We start from the raw sequence: 14,398 nt of genomic DNA, 5'->3' as shown, positions 1-14,398 counted from the left end.
AGTCCAAAGGTGAGACAATCCAGAATATTCAGGTGAGAAACGATGAAGATCTAGAAATCGATTTCATGTTTGTCGCTCAGGCAGATAAATTTGGCTGGGAGCAAGAAGATTTAGGACTATTCGATGCCTTGATGAAGGTTCACCCGACGATTATTATCGAGCATTACAGCAGCTATGTTCAGGAAAAGCACATCCATAAATCTATTACCCGCAAGAACTTATATTGGGAGCCGAAACAAGCAGAATTAGCTCAAACTCTCAAGCAAGCACAACAGACAGCCAAATATCAACAACTATCGCCCGAATCGCTCCAGCTCATCGATAACCAAAACCCGTTTACCTGGATTTTGACTGTCAATTGTAGTCCCGAACTATTAGAGCTATACTTTGCACGGTCATAATTTGAGGTTAGGGTGTGGGGTGTGGGCTGTCGGGTATGGGGACATTATCGATAGATCGTGTTTTTATCAAAAGCGCAAGCTTTGACCGTGCCAAGTATATGTGGAGCCAAACCCCATCCAGAATTCGGTGTCGGCGTGTACGAAACAGTCAAACTTTTGCGGATGGGCATAGTCGTCATCGAGCAATTGGAATATAGCTCGGCAACGATGTGGTTAAAGCTACTAGGAAATAAGGAATCTGCTCGACGAGCGTTTGGGGGCATCGAACAGTTGTCGCCAGAGCGACGGGAGAAAAATGATACAATACGAGCAAGCCTCAAATATTGCGTATATCTCCAAGACTTCCCAACAACCAGTTTAAGTGCAGAGGAGCAAGAGTTTATGAGAACGATGGCAGAAATCGATGCTTGGTATGATGCTGAAATGGATAAGGCAGAACGGAAGGGCGAGCTAAGAGGCAAACTGGAATCAGCCACTAGAGTTATTGGTGTGAAGTTTCAGGGATATGTACCCTCGGAGCAGGTGACGAGTCAACTCGCTGCTTTGAATGCGCAGCAACTCGACGATTTGATTGTGGGGATGTTTAGTTGGCAGACGGTGGCTCAGATGGAAGAGTGGCTTAATTCAGTTGAAAGTTGACAGTTGGAAGATCGAAATTGAGTTTCATCCTTTCAATTAGGTGGCTATGTATAAATATTTGCTAAATAAAGATCGCGCAGAAACTAGATAGTGGGCACTGCCCACCATACTTTTCTTTTCTTAAAGCTAGTTCGTCAGATCTATTTCAATATCGTACTTATCTAAAAGTCCTGCTACACCCGATCTCGAAAACTTAGCTTTCTTGATACGGTTTAATTCTGGATCGATCGAGTAGTTAAAAGAATTCCGAAAATCGGCTTTTTCTAAAATCGTGTATTCAAAGATAGTTCTGGTCAGGTCGCAGAGATCGAAGACAGAAGAGCTTAGATCGCATTCAGTAAAATTAACTTCATGAAGTTGAGAGTTTTTGAATACTGTCTGCTTGAACTTTACTCGTTTCTTTATGGGATCAGCCGTACCAGAAAATGATGAATGATTGAGGATACAAGTATCAAATGAAACTACAAATCCAAATTCATTACAGTCTCCGAAATTTAGACCTAGCATTTTACAATCTTTGAATTTAATCTCCTTTAACGATGTCCGGCCTAAATCGACCAAACTAAGATTGCAACCTAAAAACTCACATTCTAAAAATTTAATACCTGAAAGGTCGGATTCTAAAAAGTTACAGTTGACAAAGTTACAATACTCATACTCACCTTTAATTAATGGGTTTTGAGTAAAGTCTATGCGATCGAAAGTTTTTTCTTCGATGAATACCTGTTTCATATGCTCTATCCTAACTTATAGGCTGCAATAAGTTTTCGGGTACTGGACGATCGGAATTCAATCGCGCTCTCTTGACAGGAGTATTTCAATCAGGTAACTTATACCGATCGACAATCTTCTTCGCAAACTCTGGTACGTGTTGCTCTAACTTTTCAGGATAATTGCGCTTGGTAAATAGATAATTGCGGGTAAAGTGAGAATCGATCGAGAACCGCGCATATTCCAATCCTTTGGGGCCGATCTTATCGATGACGACACCCATAATTTTCGCTACCCACATTGGTAATGTTACTGCTTTATCGTAGGCGGGAATGCTTTGCTGAACTGCGGCTGTGCGATCGCCTTTGGACATTACAGCTTGAGTCTCGATCGCATCATTTACTAAATCTAACATCTGTTGACCGCGATCGTTTCTGACGACGATCCATTGCCAGCCAAAGGGTGCGCCCATATACCCGACGACTAAATCGGCAAGGGAATTCACATAGTCAAAACAACTCAAACAAGATGGTGCGAAAACGTCTTTTAATTCTTTGGTATTCAATCCGAAGAATGGGACTAATTCTGTCGAACCGTCTTCATGCTTGAAGTGGACGTTAAAGTCCTGCATGAACTCATAATAAACTACTGTTTCAGGCGATCGACTGGTGGTTTCTAAAAACTTCTGCAAGCCTGCGCGGGTAACGTTATCGGTACAGGGCGTGCCGAGGACATATAGTTGCTCCAAGCCTAATTCTTTTTCGACGGCGCGTAAGGCTTGAATCTGACAGCCGACACCGATGACTAGGAGCTTCTTCAAACCTGATGCGGCGATTTGTTCGAGGATCGATAGGTTGGGTGAGAGGGTGGGCTTGTTTACCTTAGCCGCGAGAATTTCCGCTCTAGTCCGCGCAATTATCGGCATGGGTGTAAACCTGTCTTCGGGTGTATTTTGGACGCAGACAACGCCTTCTACCAGCCCCTGCTCCAACATTTCGATCGCGATCGTACTGACGATTCCCGTCCACTGGGCACCTGGGATCGGCTCAATTTTGCGCGCCGCCATCATCTGCTGATGCACGCCAAAATACAAGTCGTCTTCTTTGTCTAAATCCCGACTGCGCCCGTGGGTTTGAGTCTCCAATGTGGGAATCTGCTGGTTGAGGAAAGCACAAGCCGTTTTGACGTAGTGGATATAGTGGGTATCGCACAATCCACATTCACTACACAGTTCTTTAGCAGGGCGTTTGCTGTTGGGTTTGAGGGCTTTGGCTTTCTGATGTTTGGGCGCAGCAGTCATGGGGACACTCGATCGATTGTCTTGTTATTTTATACGGAAATTCCAGGTTCTCGATCGAACTGGATTAGATCGATATTTAACTTACAGTTACTAGCGATAACCCAAGCGGTTAGAAACCGCTCCTCATGCTGCAAAGTCCGCCTAAAGCTGTACTACTTCAATTTATAACGTTGCTGAATCCAGGGATGATTTGTCTCGATTAGGCAAATCATACCCCACATCAACAATGCCCAATTTATTTAGTCCGCGTAGCGAAAAGTGCGGTCTTGGGGTTTCCCCGTCTTGTCGTTTTCTTATTCGGGGGGAACCCCCGAATAAAAACGCCGCAAGTAGAGCACCTTTTCAATACAGGCGGACTTCGCATCACTAGCCGCGATTTCAATCGCTGGCACCTAATCAATCGTAACTTGGGTGATTTAATTAGTCTTTGCAGGTACGGGCGTATTTGACTGCTTTGGTTTCTGGGGATTGAGACTGCGGAAATACATCCCCCCGATCGAAATCAGAAATCCGACGTAAGCTATTGCTGGCACTAAATATAATTTATCTGTATATCCAAATAACGCACTTAGTAACAATCCAGGAAACTTATCTTCTGGTAGTACTTTGCTCGTATTCCAGACTAACGCACCCAAATTACAAGAATGCACCTTGGTAAATTTTTCATAAAAAACGCACATACCCGCCGACTGTCGATCGCTTTGAGCGAGTGTGGCGATCGCCGTATCGAGATGTCCCAATGACGATACCACTAAACCTGAAACAATCAGTAGTAACAACACACCCATCACCTGGAAAAAGCGACGAATGTTAATTTTCACTCCCCACTTAAATAACAACGCCCCAATCCCAGCCGCGACACTCAATCCCGCCACCGAACCCAGGGACGGAATTAAACCTTGTTGAAACTTTGCCGCGATAAATAAAACAGTTTCAAATCCTTCACGCAAAATCGCGACAAATACCAGCGTAAATACTCCCCAACCAGCATTTGTCGCCATTGCCTGCTCGATGGCTCCTTCTACCTGCGCCTTCATAAATCTGGCTTGCTTGGTCATCCAGATTAACATCCAACTGAGCATCACGATCGCGATTAGCCCAAAAATCGCTTCTAGAAATAGTTCCAGTGTCGCCGCATAAGGATTTTGGGATTGCGACAGTGCTTGCGCCGCTTGGGATAAGACTACCCCCACAATCCCACTCGCGGCAATCCCCGCAGCGACGGCTGCATACACCCATATTTTCAAGTGCCCCTGTTTGGCTTTCTTGAGACAAGCAAGCACGATCCCCACCACTAGGGCGGCTTCTACCCCTTCTCTAAGAGTAATTACAAAGGTCGGTATAGCTGAACTAAAATCCACAATCTTTAATTAGGGGGTAGAGGGTAGATCGGGAAAATCCCCTCCTCGGAGGGGTGCCCTTAGGGCTACTGGTCGGGTCACCCGCCCAGTGGGGTGGGTAGATCTCCGCCGTAATTTTGAAGATTAAAATTCGATTATTTACTAGCAATAGTAGCAATGACTTTCTGAGTACTTTGCTCGATCGTGGTTACTAATTTACCAACTTCTTGAGTTGTTTTTACCGGAGTTGCTGGAGGCATCGCGGCTGGCCATGCAGTTGTGAGTTGCTTGAGATTTTCGGTAATTACTTTATGCTCTTCGGGACGCTCTTTGGCCATTGTCGTAGCAATTTCTTTGTACAACATATTAGCATAGACAATAAATCCCCTAGAGTCTTGATACTCGATCGCGGCTTTGATTTTACCGTCAGTTATCGCTGCACCATATTCAGAATTGGCAGTATCTAATAGTCCGTTGATTACTTGCAATACAAACGCTGGAGATTTGCGTTGAGTCTCTGGTAATGCGGCAATTGCGCCATCGATCGCCACCATTGATTCTTTGAAATTAGTGGTAACTTTACTATTATCTTTGGCTCCAGCTTTTACCAAGTCTTCAAGTGTAATCAGAGTAGTCTTGAATTCTTTGACTTTACGCTCATTTAGTTGGTCTACCACGTCTGTGTATATCTCTTCAACTGGATGACCGATATGGGGTTCGGCATCTTTAGGCTTATTTAGATCGAGCAGTTCTTTCGCTACAAAAAGATGTCCTTTCATCAGTCCCAATTTGACCATGTAGTCAGCATCTTTCTCGACTCCAGTCAGGACGATATCTTCAATTGTAACTAAATCTTTGATCTGGTCGAATTGCTTTTGATCGATAACTTTCTTAGCTACCAGATCTTCAGGTGTCTTATAGGGACGTTCGGCTTGAATTTTATTAGATAGAGCTGGAACACCTAATTTAGCTTCGAGTTTATCGAGTTCTGATAAAATCGCACTGTTAATATTAATTTTTTTACCGCCACCATGTTTCATACCTGCCATATCTGGTGATGCTGTTGTGGTAGCTGGAGTTGCAGGGCTAGTACTAGTCTCGGTTTTAGTTGTAGTCGTGGTGGTATTGTTGCAGGCACTAATTACAATTGAAGCTGCAAAAGCAATAATGGATATTGTAATATATTCTTTTATGGTTTTCATAAAGATGATTTTAAATATTGAATCTTCGTTGGTGTAGCCTCTCGGAACGAGAATCGAGGCGATTGCCAGCTAATTAAATCGCATTACAATTTAGATCGAAAGCACACACTCTCGGTCTAAAGTAGAACAGTCTAGTTATTGGCAAAGTCACTGGCACAATATTGATTCCAACTATGGATGTAAGAATCGCCACTGTTTAATCATCTTAATTGTGTACTTAATGATAACTAATGTCAACTTATTTGCGATTAATTTCTATTAAGTGGCTGGGATAACCTTAAATGCGCCCATACAGCCGCTTTCAGCGATCGAATCTTGGTGGGGATGAAACATAAATTCGCCAGTATACTTAAACTCAAACTCTAAAATATGCCGTTCTGCCGTGCCCATCGTAATTACATCGGTGCTATGAGTGGGTTTTAGCGTCATCCCCGTTGGATACACCCGAAACATATTCGCATGGAGATGAAATGTCACAGCGGGATCGATTTCAATCATATTTAGGACATATAGCCGAATTAGTTGATGCTGATAAATCTCGATCGGGTGCATCATATAGTAATCTGGCACACCATTAAAAGCATATAGCTCATTTTTGCCATCATCATTGGTATCATAGCCACCCATGAGCAGCACCATTTCATCAGCAACCGGGCGAGGTTCGGGGGGATCGATAATCAACATCCCATACAAACCCTTCCCAACATGCCGCGTCACTGGTGCGACATGACAGTGATAGAGATGCACCCCATAAGGTTCCGCCTCGAACTCATAAATCGTCCCCGTACCATTGCGAATCGGTTTGATCCCATCCATCGCCGCTGGGTGAAAACCATGAAAATGCAGCGAGTGAGCGTGCCCAGCTCGATTGAGAAATGATACGCGAATCAGTTCGCCAGCTTTAGCTCTCAATGTCGGCGCAGGTACTCGCCCATTAAAGTTCCAACTGTTGAATGACACGGCGGTATTTAACTGAAGCGTCGTATTTCCGGCTACCAATCTAAACTCCCGCACAGTCCGTCCATTCTCCTGTTTGACGGTACCATAGTCAAAATCCCGCAAAGTCTGCATCGGACTAAACGAATTACCCATCATCGGGCTATTGGCGGGGACTACAGGGATTCTAGCCGTCGCTTGGGGTTTGAGCGATTGCCAAGCGAGTGCAGCGGTTGTCAGCCCCAATCCAGTTAAGCCGTATTTGAGCAACTGACGGCGGTGCAGGAGCGGGTTGTGAATGAATCGTTGGCGGAGCCTCTCCAAGGGAGAATCGAGATTAGACATCAATGTTGATGGTAAATTGCAATACTTATTGAGAAAGTATCTTAACTAGTTATTATAGCTAGTAGGCTGGAGCGGAAGTTAGGTTAGTATTAGGGGGTACTGGTTGATAGGAGAACGAGACAGTGCCCAGACTAGCCCCAACAGCACTGAAATTGACAACACAGGAAAGAGAAAAATTAGGGCAGATGCTCAATCGCCATAGCACCCCGCAACAAATTGCACTCAGAGCAAAGATAGTTTTGCTGGCAGACGAGGGGAGAAATCATCATGAGATTGGACGGGAATTAGAAATTAGTCTGAAGATGGCAAGGCTGTGGCGAAAAAGATGGATGGAGGGACAGGAAAAAGAAATCCCAGTGGCAGAGCGATTGTGCGATGGACAGCGGAGTGGAACACCAGCCAAATTTGAGTTAGAGCAAATCTTACACCTATTCAAACTAGATTGTGATGACCCAAATGAGTACAATCGTCCAATCAGTCAGTGGACAAACCGAGAATTAGCGGCAGAAATGGTCGAACAAAAGATCGTCATCGAGATTTCACCACGTCATGTCGGTCGATTATTGGCAGAAGCCGAGCTGAAACCCCATCAGTCTGGCTACTGGCTCAATCCCCCCCGACCAAAATTTTGATGTCAAGGTAACAGATATTTGTGATGTTTACCTCCAGGCGATTGAACGAGCCAAGTTGGGAGAACGCAGCATTAGTTTGGATGAAATGACCGGAATTCAATCCCACATTCCGCACTTCAATTTTTACGACACATACTAGTCACGAAGACTCGACAGTTTGACGATGCTACCGATCGAGAATTCAATAGCAAATTCAATAATGGTCGTAATAGTGAAATTGAGTCAGCTTCATCCTACTGGCTATACTTTGCACGGTCATAATTTGAGGTTAGGGTGTGGGGTGTGGGCTGTCGGGTATGGGGACATTATCGATAGATCGTGTTTTTATCAAAAGCGCAAGCTTTGACCGTGCCAAGTATATCTCGCATAACTTTGATCGTCAAAGAATTCTTCTCTCAAACAGAAGTTAAAGTCAGAAGCAATGTAATTAAAAACTTGACGTGAGTTACTGCCTGAATTCTTAGCACCTCGCTTAATATCAATACCATTATTACCAAGAGATCCACTATAGCTATAGTATTGTGATTGTCTGCCATTACTATTTTTTCCGCTCGTTGCAATTGGACTAACTACTACTGTTAAGTCCATATCACTACATAAGCTGTCGAACATTTAAACCACACTATTTGCGGTCTATATCGCTTGCTGCAAGGGATTCAGTCAAAAGATTTAAATGTAAAACAGCTTACACTCGATTGATACTTCAACACCAATCCGATCTCCTGAGACTGATTTAAGGATAAAAACTCTCTGACAATCTCAATGCTGGCGTGGACGGATGCCAACCGCCAAAAGAAATCATCGAGACATTGGGTGTAAGTACGGCGGGTATTGGGACTGACTTTGAGTTGGAGAAATTCAGCCAAGAAATCACTATTCTGTACGCTGTCAGCGATCGAAGATAAACGATTGCCAGCACTGGCTAAAATTCCCACCGCGACAGCCGCGATCGGATCGTGGCGATCTGCATTCGGCGGATCGATTAACATAGTAAATAAGTATTAAAATTTGGCGGCGATACCGAAAAGGTTTATTAGCGGTATCGATGAAGGTAATTAATTACTGTTTTCATGAAATAACTAAAACATGATTACCAGATTTCACTCATGCTCAAGATAAATCCTGGCATGACTTCACTACAGTCGATCTCTGTGGGAGAAACACGGATCTCTAGCTCTTGCCCTGGTCGATAGATTTCTACCTGCTTATTTTTGGGATTGATGAGTAAGCCTAGTCGCACCCCATTCGATCTATACTCCTCCATCTTTTCTTGCAGTGGCGGTAGTCGATCGGTTGCACTTTGCAGTTCGATGACGAAATCTGGTGCCAAGGGTGGAAATTTTGTACGTTGCTCTGGGGTCAAAGTCTCCCAGCGGGGTAACTCCACCCAAGCGGCATCTGGAGAGCGTTGGGCACCATTGGGTAAAACAAAAACGGTGGAAGAGCTAAAAATTTTACCTAGTCTAGTTTGGCGATTCCAAACGAATAACTCGCCGCCTAGCTCTAATTCAGAGTTTCCACTCTCTCCACCAACTGGGGGCATGACGATTAATTCTCCGCTGGCTGTCAATTCAAACGATCGATCCCGATTGTCTTGGCATAGCTTTTCAAACTCTTCAGGGGTGACACGAAGAGTAATGCTATGAACATCTAATAACAATGGCTTGGTTTCTAGTGATTGCATAATTTACTTGATACTTTTCTTGAAAGTATGAATTAATGAATTCAAGAGTTCACCGATGCAGTAATGTGATGCAAGATGATGTCAAGATAGACATCTTGAGAGGTAGTAGCTATGATTCGTTATTTTTCATGAAATCATCAAAGCAGAAATTCAATAATTCATTAAGCTTCATGTCTCGATTGAGTGCTTCCTGTTTGAAGGCGCGGACGAATTCAGGCGGCATCCGAAACTGAAGGGGGATGAGTTCGGACGAGGGGACGGAGCCACGCTGACGAACTGCACTTTGAGTCTTGGGCTTTTCAGGTTTGAGATCGGCAGAAGATAGAGAGATCGCTTTAGCCATGTGAACTAGTACTTAGTATTTGCTATTTTCATTAAAACATGATTTAATCTCGATCCACAAGGCAGCAATTTCTTTAGCGGCTGGACTCTTGGCGGCTAGTTCTGGGGCGGTTTGTCCGCCCGTCATCGCGGTGGCATAGGGTACCCGATCGCCAAGAAAGGATTGGGCGACTCTACCATACTGGGACAGCGCGGCGATATAGTTAGATCTGTATTTCTAGCCCCAACAGATGAGGCTGGCTAGTGGTGAAGGTTACAGATTAAAATGGCGGGTGGTCTGAATGAATATCGTTGTCACGATATCCTTAACCTGTGCTGGTTCTAGCTCGATCTCGGTTGGCATCTGAGTATAGGGCAGATGCTCAATCGCCATAGCACCCCGCAACAAATTGCACTCAGAGCAAAGATAGTTTTGCTGGTTATTGATGCCAGTGTTGGCAAAACCCGCACCGAAATGGACTATCTCACTCATGTTCAACAGACCATTGCCACGGATCTTGGTGCGGTTAAATGGCACTTGATTATGGGTTGTTTAAACACCCATCAATCAGCCTATGCGAGTTCGATATGTGGCTATGAGCGAGGGTTTAGACATCGATTTAGGGATTAAGGGTAAGAGTGGTATTCTCCAATCGATGAAAACCAGAATCCGTGTTTTTAACTGACCACAGCCATCGGATTGTGTTTCACTTCACCCCCAAGCATTGTTCTTGGCTCAATCAAATTGAAATGTGGTTTGGGATTTTGATGCAGAAGTTACTCAAACGTGGCAATTTCCTCAGTCAGGCTGATTTAAAAACACGGATTCTGGACTTCATCGACTATTTTAACCGCACGATGGCAAAGCCGTTTCAGTGGAATTACAAGGGTAAAGCACTTGCTGTTTGAAATAGTACCTTAACTTCCGCTCCAGCCTACTAGCGATCGAAGCGGATACTTATGCCGAACTCGTGCAGGCGGGTCGATTAGATCGACAACTATCGCTGTTGATGGAAGTGGATACAAGGGAAGATTAGTCATCACAATATCCCATGATGTCCTGTTCTAGCCTAGATTATTCAACCTATTCGAGTTCTAAATCACAGGTTTGGTAGACCCATTTTTGAAGTGTTTCGACATAAAGTTTTTTGGGCTTCAAGCCAACGATCTTTTCAAGCAGTCGATCGCCTTTAAATAACACTACTGTCGGAACACTACGAATGCCTAGTTCGATCGCCAGATCTGGTTCTTCGGTCATATCGATTTCAACTAGATCGAAGTTACCATTTTGTTCGGTAGCTAGTTGGTGTAACACTGGTCTGAGTGTATCGCAAGAGCTACAGTGAGGCGCACTTACTTCGACTAGAATCAATTTAGTTGATTCACTTTTCAATTGTTCAAAAGCGGAACGACCTTGGAAAATAGTTAATCCTGACATCTTAATTACCTCTAAATTATCTTTGAATTAATCAATTTAGAAAATAAATAACTAACCGAAAAACCATTGCATTCCAGTAACTAGATAGTAAATCCCTGCCAAAATTAGAGCCGCACTACCAAATTTAGTAATGCTTTCTGAATATTTCAGCAGGAGTTTCGCTTGCTTGGCAAAACCAGTTAGTAAACTAGCTAAAAAGATAATAATCGTATAACCAAAGGCATAACTTGCCATTGTCAGTATCGCGAGTAATTCTGAACCACTGGCACCTGCGGCGGCGAGAACGGCAAATAAAACCGGACTCGCACAAGGTGAACTGACTAAGGCAAAGGTCAAACCAACACCAAAGGGGCCAAAATTAGAGCCATCGACATTGATTTGGGGCAAGGGGATTTTAATCAATCCTAATAAGCCAAAGCCCATAATTAGAATAATTGCACCGACGACCACATTAATATGACCGCGATATTCCACCATGACTGCGCCAGCAAATGATGATACTAGCCCAAATAAACCGAGAATGATGACATTTCCTAATACAAACAATCCCGCTTTAACAAAAGCATCACTGCGAGAAGTAATGTTGCGAGTGCCAATATAGCTCAAATTAAGTGGCAACAGTGCTAGAATGCAGGGAGAAACACTAGCGATTAAACCACCAATAAAAGCTAGCGGCATTAGGACCAAAGGATTAGCAGTATCCTGTTTGGAGAACCATTCTTGATAGCGGTTTTCTGTAAATGAAATTAGGTGTTCGAGTCCCTGAGAGATCGGGCCAGTAATGAGTAAAGCTAATACTAAACCCAGCAGTGCTAGTCCAGCAAATAATAACCATTTCCTTATTGGTTTTCGGATATTTTGTTCGCGCCCTTTTGATTGTGAATTAATGTCAACAATATTATTTTCTTGTTCTATCTTCATGAGCTTTTTGTAATATTTACGATCGATACTACCTATTTATTGGGTAATAGCAGCACCTAATACTTTGGTATAAGCAGTTATGTCAGGATTATTGCGGTGTTGTACCAAAATATTTCCGGTCGCTGGGAAGATGAGTAGGAGTAAATGGAATAACATCGTTGGCGTTCGCCAACGAGAATCGAGTATCCATTTACTCACATGAGTATCTATTTTTTAGCGATCGCTGAATCTAGTACGGTAGAATAAGCAGTTAGTTCAGCGTTATTACGTTGCTGTCCTAAGATATTTCCGGTTGCTGGATCGATGATAGTTAGAGAACCAGTTTGAGTTTTGTTAGCTGCAAAAAACTTACTCAGACCTAATTGTTTGGCTGTGGCTTCAGCTTTAGTAGAACTAGCTTTATCAGACACATCTAATGTCACAAAAGTGATTTTGTTACTATACTGCTGCTTGATTTTGGAAACAGTGGGGGCAATATTTCTGCAAGCAGGGCACCAACTAGCATAGATATCCACAACTACTGGTTTACCTTGTAATTGTTGAGCCAATCGACCACCAACAGAATTAGAAGCCTTAACCTTCCCAGCGCATGGGTTTGGTTTAGAAGCGCAGGGATTGGCGACTGCGGTAGTTGTGCCAAAGAAGATCGTGGGGGCAATCGTACCAATGCTCAGTAGGGAAATAGCCGCAAATGTAGCAAGAAATTTAACTTTCATTAGATGCTCTCGTTCAAAAATAGTGAAAATCGATCGGTGCGTCCAATGTTTTGGACTTGCCTATCATTAAAATCCAGCAAGATGAGTGTCAGATGAAGAACACATGGAGATTAGATAAATCATTTGAGATCGATCGAATAGTATCGCTTGAAGCTCTTGACTACAGACAGTTAGAGTATTATTGACATATACTCGAATTCTTGAAGAAACCTTTGTAGATGTTCTACCAGGTTAAAAAAATTATCATCTTCAGCAAAAATTCATCTTGCCATTAGCTAAGAATCACCTAGATCGCGAATACTTCTCTTAAACTTGAGATCGGGCACTAGGGCAGCAAATATGTTGGAACAAGATTGGTTGGTTACAGATGAAGGGCGTTGCATTCCTGGTGAGAGTGGCGAATATGAGGATTGGATCGATCGACCTTATCGGCTCTATCGCTTCCTTACCGATGTTGAAGATATCGTCGATCGAGAAAGTGACGATCGAATTCGCTTACAACAGATTTGCCCCCTAGTGCGGCGGCTGCTGAATAGTTGCGAGTGGTTGCAACTGAACTTTTTACCACCAGATCCCGAAACGGGTTGGTCGGTGCAAATGCTCTACGACGAGCCAGATTTCCCCCTGACGATTCAAACGGTGGTTTGGTCGCCAGGAACGGCTTCCCCAGTTCACAATCACGCTACCTGGGGGATTGTGGCACTGCTAGATGGACAAGAAAAAAATACCTTTTGGCAGCGATCGCCAACCACCGAATTTCCCAATCTCATCAAAGCCACAGGCGATCGAATTCTCACCCCTGGCGACATTCTCGGTTTGATGCCCGATGCTATTCATCAAATTGAAGCCATCGGCGACGAACCAACGATTAGCTTCAATCTCTATGGTGCGACAGATTACGATCGCCGCTTTGAATTCGATCCCCTTCGCGCTACCGCTGAGATTTTTTAATTCTTTCCACTAATTCCCGATCGACTAATGCCCAGCCAGAACTTCATCCCAAAACCGATCCGTAACTTTTTCAGAATGCGAGTTTCACCGACTTCGTTACAGTTTCGGTTGACGCTGGAGCTAGTAACTCTCTCCGCCATTGGGGTAAGTGCTGTCGCATTCTGGGCGGGATGGCAGATGGAGCAAAATTTAGTTACCTCTCATAAGCAATTGCTAGAATATGTGGCAATGCGCTTTCCCGAACAAGCCGAAATGTACAGTGAAGGGAAAACTGTTGAAGTTAGTTTGGAACGGACGATCGATAAACTTTCGACATCGGGAGTATCGATCTGGGTGCAAGAGCCTGACGGTAAAATTTTAAGCAAGTCTTCAGGGATAAATATGCCATCAACTGAGATTGTTAATGCTATTACCCAAACAGAAGCACCTGCCAAACCAAGAATTTTTCAATTTGGCGATCGCTATATAGTTTTATGCGGGAATCCGCTCACAGTCAGTGGTAAGCTGGTGGGTAAAGTATATCTTTCCAGCAATTCCAAATTCAAAAATCTAGGAGGAGTTGGTTGCCAGATTAGGTTTTGAGCCATAAATCATGAAATCAATCAAGGATGGCCAACTCTCAAAGAGCAAATATTTGGTAAGACTGAGGATATCTTGGAAAAAACCTTTACGAGTACCCCGCTTGTGACGAATCAGTTGGTAGGCAAGATCTGTTAAGTGTAGAACAGTATGAAATAGGAACGCTAACAGGTTAAGCGTCAGTAGACAAGATGCTAAATGCTCTTGTCCATGACCAAAATTATGCTCAAGATGATATCCCTTCGTTTTGAGAACATTGTGATTTTCATTTTCTGTTTTCCA

At 43.6% G+C, this 14,398-nt stretch carries 17 protein-coding genes and 2 pseudogenes; 6 read left to right on the top strand and 13 right to left on the bottom strand.

All coding sequences use genetic code 11. The features are described from left to right. Together ACEW9I_RS09800 and ACEW9I_RS09795 are read left to right on the top strand one after the other, a co-directional pair. Window positions 1-401 (top strand): annotated as a pseudogene (locus ACEW9I_RS09800) (hypothetical protein); the annotation flags it as partial. Window positions 402-458: 57 nt separating this feature from the next. Next, window positions 459-1,040, top strand: coding sequence for a hypothetical protein (locus tag ACEW9I_RS09795; RefSeq protein WP_373540163.1), 582 nt, complete (start codon window positions 459-461; stop codon window positions 1,038-1,040). Window positions 1,041-1,166: 126 nt separating this feature from the next. Here the strand turns inward: ACEW9I_RS09795 and ACEW9I_RS09790 are convergent, their stop codons facing one another. From ACEW9I_RS09790 to ACEW9I_RS09770, 5 genes are all read right to left on the bottom strand, one after another. Continuing rightward, the gene (locus ACEW9I_RS09790; RefSeq protein WP_373540162.1) at window positions 1,167-1,772 is read right to left on the bottom strand and encodes a pentapeptide repeat-containing protein; all 606 of its coding nucleotides are present in this window, start codon (window positions 1,770-1,772) and stop codon (window positions 1,167-1,169) included. Window positions 1,773-1,857: 85 nt separating this feature from the next. Then, window positions 1,858-3,051 carry a Coenzyme F420 hydrogenase/dehydrogenase, beta subunit C-terminal domain gene (locus tag ACEW9I_RS09785; protein WP_373540161.1) on the bottom strand — a complete coding sequence of 398 codons (1,194 nt, stop codon included), beginning with the start codon at window positions 3,049-3,051 and terminating at the stop codon, window positions 1,858-1,860. A 416-nt stretch (window positions 3,052-3,467) separates the two neighbouring features. Continuing rightward, window positions 3,468-4,412 carry an FTR1 family protein gene (locus tag ACEW9I_RS09780; protein ID WP_373540160.1) on the bottom strand — a complete coding sequence of 315 codons (945 nt, stop codon included), beginning with the start codon at window positions 4,410-4,412 and terminating at the stop codon, window positions 3,468-3,470. Window positions 4,413-4,546: 134 nt separating this feature from the next. Continuing rightward, complete coding sequence (locus ACEW9I_RS09775) at window positions 4,547-5,593, bottom strand: ComEA family DNA-binding protein (protein ID WP_373540159.1); 1,047 nt, start codon at window positions 5,591-5,593, stop codon at window positions 4,547-4,549. Between the two features lie 258 nt (window positions 5,594-5,851). Next, window positions 5,852-6,874 carry a multicopper oxidase domain-containing protein gene (locus ACEW9I_RS09770; RefSeq protein WP_373540158.1) on the bottom strand — a complete coding sequence of 341 codons (1,023 nt, stop codon included), beginning with the start codon at window positions 6,872-6,874 and terminating at the stop codon, window positions 5,852-5,854. Between the two features lie 122 nt (window positions 6,875-6,996). Between ACEW9I_RS09770 and ACEW9I_RS09765 the strand changes: the two genes are divergently transcribed. After that, a complete protein-coding gene (locus ACEW9I_RS09765) occupies window positions 6,997-7,506 on the top strand; it encodes a helix-turn-helix domain-containing protein (protein ID WP_373540157.1) in 510 nt (169 codons plus the stop codon). A 656-nt stretch (window positions 7,507-8,162) separates the two neighbouring features. On the opposite strand, the gene ACEW9I_RS09760 is transcribed toward ACEW9I_RS09765, so the two are convergent. The 4 genes from ACEW9I_RS09760 to ACEW9I_RS09745 form a co-directional block, all read right to left on the bottom strand. Beyond that, window positions 8,163-8,495 (bottom strand): hypothetical protein, encoded by a 333-nt coding sequence (locus tag ACEW9I_RS09760; RefSeq protein ID WP_373540156.1) that lies wholly within the window; start codon window positions 8,493-8,495, stop codon window positions 8,163-8,165. 101 nt (window positions 8,496-8,596) lie between these two features. Next, window positions 8,597-9,190, bottom strand: coding sequence for a Uma2 family endonuclease (locus ACEW9I_RS09755; protein ID WP_373540155.1), 594 nt, complete (start codon window positions 9,188-9,190; stop codon window positions 8,597-8,599). A 109-nt stretch (window positions 9,191-9,299) separates the two neighbouring features. Beyond that, complete coding sequence (locus ACEW9I_RS09750) at window positions 9,300-9,533, bottom strand: hypothetical protein (protein WP_373540154.1); 234 nt, start codon at window positions 9,531-9,533, stop codon at window positions 9,300-9,302. A gap of 252 nt (window positions 9,534-9,785) precedes the next feature. Next, on the bottom strand, window positions 9,786-10,049 hold the full coding sequence (locus ACEW9I_RS09745; RefSeq protein WP_373540153.1) for a hypothetical protein: 264 nt from the start codon (window positions 10,047-10,049) through the stop codon (window positions 9,786-9,788). Window positions 10,050-10,183: 134 nt separating this feature from the next. Between ACEW9I_RS09745 and ACEW9I_RS09740 the strand changes: the two genes are divergently transcribed. Then, complete coding sequence (locus ACEW9I_RS09740; protein WP_373540152.1) at window positions 10,184-10,420, top strand: transposase; 237 nt, start codon at window positions 10,184-10,186, stop codon at window positions 10,418-10,420. Window positions 10,421-10,595: 175 nt separating this feature from the next. On the opposite strand, the gene ACEW9I_RS09735 is transcribed toward ACEW9I_RS09740, so the two are convergent. The 3 genes from ACEW9I_RS09735 to ACEW9I_RS09725 all read right to left on the bottom strand — a co-directional run bounded on the left by ACEW9I_RS09735 (window position 10,596) and on the right by ACEW9I_RS09725 (window position 12,586). Further along, window positions 10,596-10,949: a thioredoxin family protein gene (locus tag ACEW9I_RS09735; protein WP_373540151.1), complete on the bottom strand. Its 354-nt coding sequence runs from the start codon at window positions 10,947-10,949 to the stop codon at window positions 10,596-10,598. A gap of 51 nt (window positions 10,950-11,000) precedes the next feature. After that, window positions 11,001-11,870 (bottom strand): cytochrome c biogenesis protein CcdA, encoded by an 870-nt coding sequence (locus ACEW9I_RS09730; protein WP_373540150.1) that lies wholly within the window; start codon window positions 11,868-11,870, stop codon window positions 11,001-11,003. Between the two features lie 206 nt (window positions 11,871-12,076). Next, a complete protein-coding gene (locus ACEW9I_RS09725) occupies window positions 12,077-12,586 on the bottom strand; it encodes a thioredoxin domain-containing protein (protein ID WP_373540149.1) in 510 nt (169 codons plus the stop codon). Window positions 12,587-12,925: 339 nt separating this feature from the next. Between ACEW9I_RS09725 and ACEW9I_RS09720 the strand changes: the two genes are divergently transcribed. Together ACEW9I_RS09720 and ACEW9I_RS09715 are read left to right on the top strand one after the other, a co-directional pair. After that, window positions 12,926-13,537: a cupin gene (locus ACEW9I_RS09720; protein WP_373540148.1), complete on the top strand. Its 612-nt coding sequence runs from the start codon at window positions 12,926-12,928 to the stop codon at window positions 13,535-13,537. Between the two features lie 27 nt (window positions 13,538-13,564). Then, a complete protein-coding gene (locus ACEW9I_RS09715; RefSeq protein WP_373540147.1) occupies window positions 13,565-14,119 on the top strand; it encodes a hypothetical protein in 555 nt (184 codons plus the stop codon). Here ACEW9I_RS09715 and ACEW9I_RS09710 read toward each other — a convergent pair. After that, window positions 14,087-14,398, bottom strand: a pseudogene (locus ACEW9I_RS09710) (ISNCY family transposase); the annotation flags it as partial. The gene ACEW9I_RS09715 and the pseudogene ACEW9I_RS09710 sit on opposite strands and share 33 nt — an antisense overlap.

Origin of the sequence: Chamaesiphon sp. (genome assembly GCF_041738855.1) — a bacterium.
Taxonomy (GTDB): Bacteria; Cyanobacteriota; Cyanobacteriia; order Cyanobacteriales; family Chamaesiphonaceae; genus Chamaesiphon.
Note: the sequence above shows the minus strand (reverse complement) of the source record. Positions and strands in the feature narration are given on the sequence as shown.

Bases quoted from the DNA above. Each gene is read 5' to 3' on its own strand.
- ACEW9I_RS09730 (WP_373540150.1), bottom strand. From the start codon at position 11,870: ATGAAGATAGAACAAGAAAATAATATTGTTGACATTAATTCACAATCA.
- ACEW9I_RS09770 (WP_373540158.1), bottom strand. From the start codon at position 6,874: ATGTCTAATCTCGATTCTCCCTTGGAGAGGCTCCGCCAACGATTCATT.
- ACEW9I_RS09725 (WP_373540149.1), bottom strand. From the start codon at position 12,586: ATGAAAGTTAAATTTCTTGCTACATTTGCGGCTATTTCCCTACTGAGC.
- ACEW9I_RS09785 (WP_373540161.1), bottom strand. From the start codon at position 3,051: ATGACTGCTGCGCCCAAACATCAGAAAGCCAAAGCCCTCAAACCCAAC.
- ACEW9I_RS09775 (WP_373540159.1), bottom strand. From the start codon at position 5,593: ATGAAAACCATAAAAGAATATATTACAATATCCATTATTGCTTTTGCA.
- ACEW9I_RS09790 (WP_373540162.1), bottom strand. From the start codon at position 1,772: ATGAAACAGGTATTCATCGAAGAAAAAACTTTCGATCGCATAGACTTT.
- ACEW9I_RS09750 (WP_373540154.1), bottom strand. From the start codon at position 9,533: ATGGCTAAAGCGATCTCTCTATCTTCTGCCGATCTCAAACCTGAAAAG.
- ACEW9I_RS09715 (WP_373540147.1), top strand. From the start codon at position 13,565: ATGCCCAGCCAGAACTTCATCCCAAAACCGATCCGTAACTTTTTCAGA.
- ACEW9I_RS09735 (WP_373540151.1), bottom strand. From the start codon at position 10,949: ATGTCAGGATTAACTATTTTCCAAGGTCGTTCCGCTTTTGAACAATTG.
- ACEW9I_RS09755 (WP_373540155.1), bottom strand. From the start codon at position 9,190: ATGCAATCACTAGAAACCAAGCCATTGTTATTAGATGTTCATAGCATT.
- ACEW9I_RS09720 (WP_373540148.1), top strand. From the start codon at position 12,926: ATGTTGGAACAAGATTGGTTGGTTACAGATGAAGGGCGTTGCATTCCT.
- ACEW9I_RS09760 (WP_373540156.1), bottom strand. From the start codon at position 8,495: ATGTTAATCGATCCGCCGAATGCAGATCGCCACGATCCGATCGCGGCT.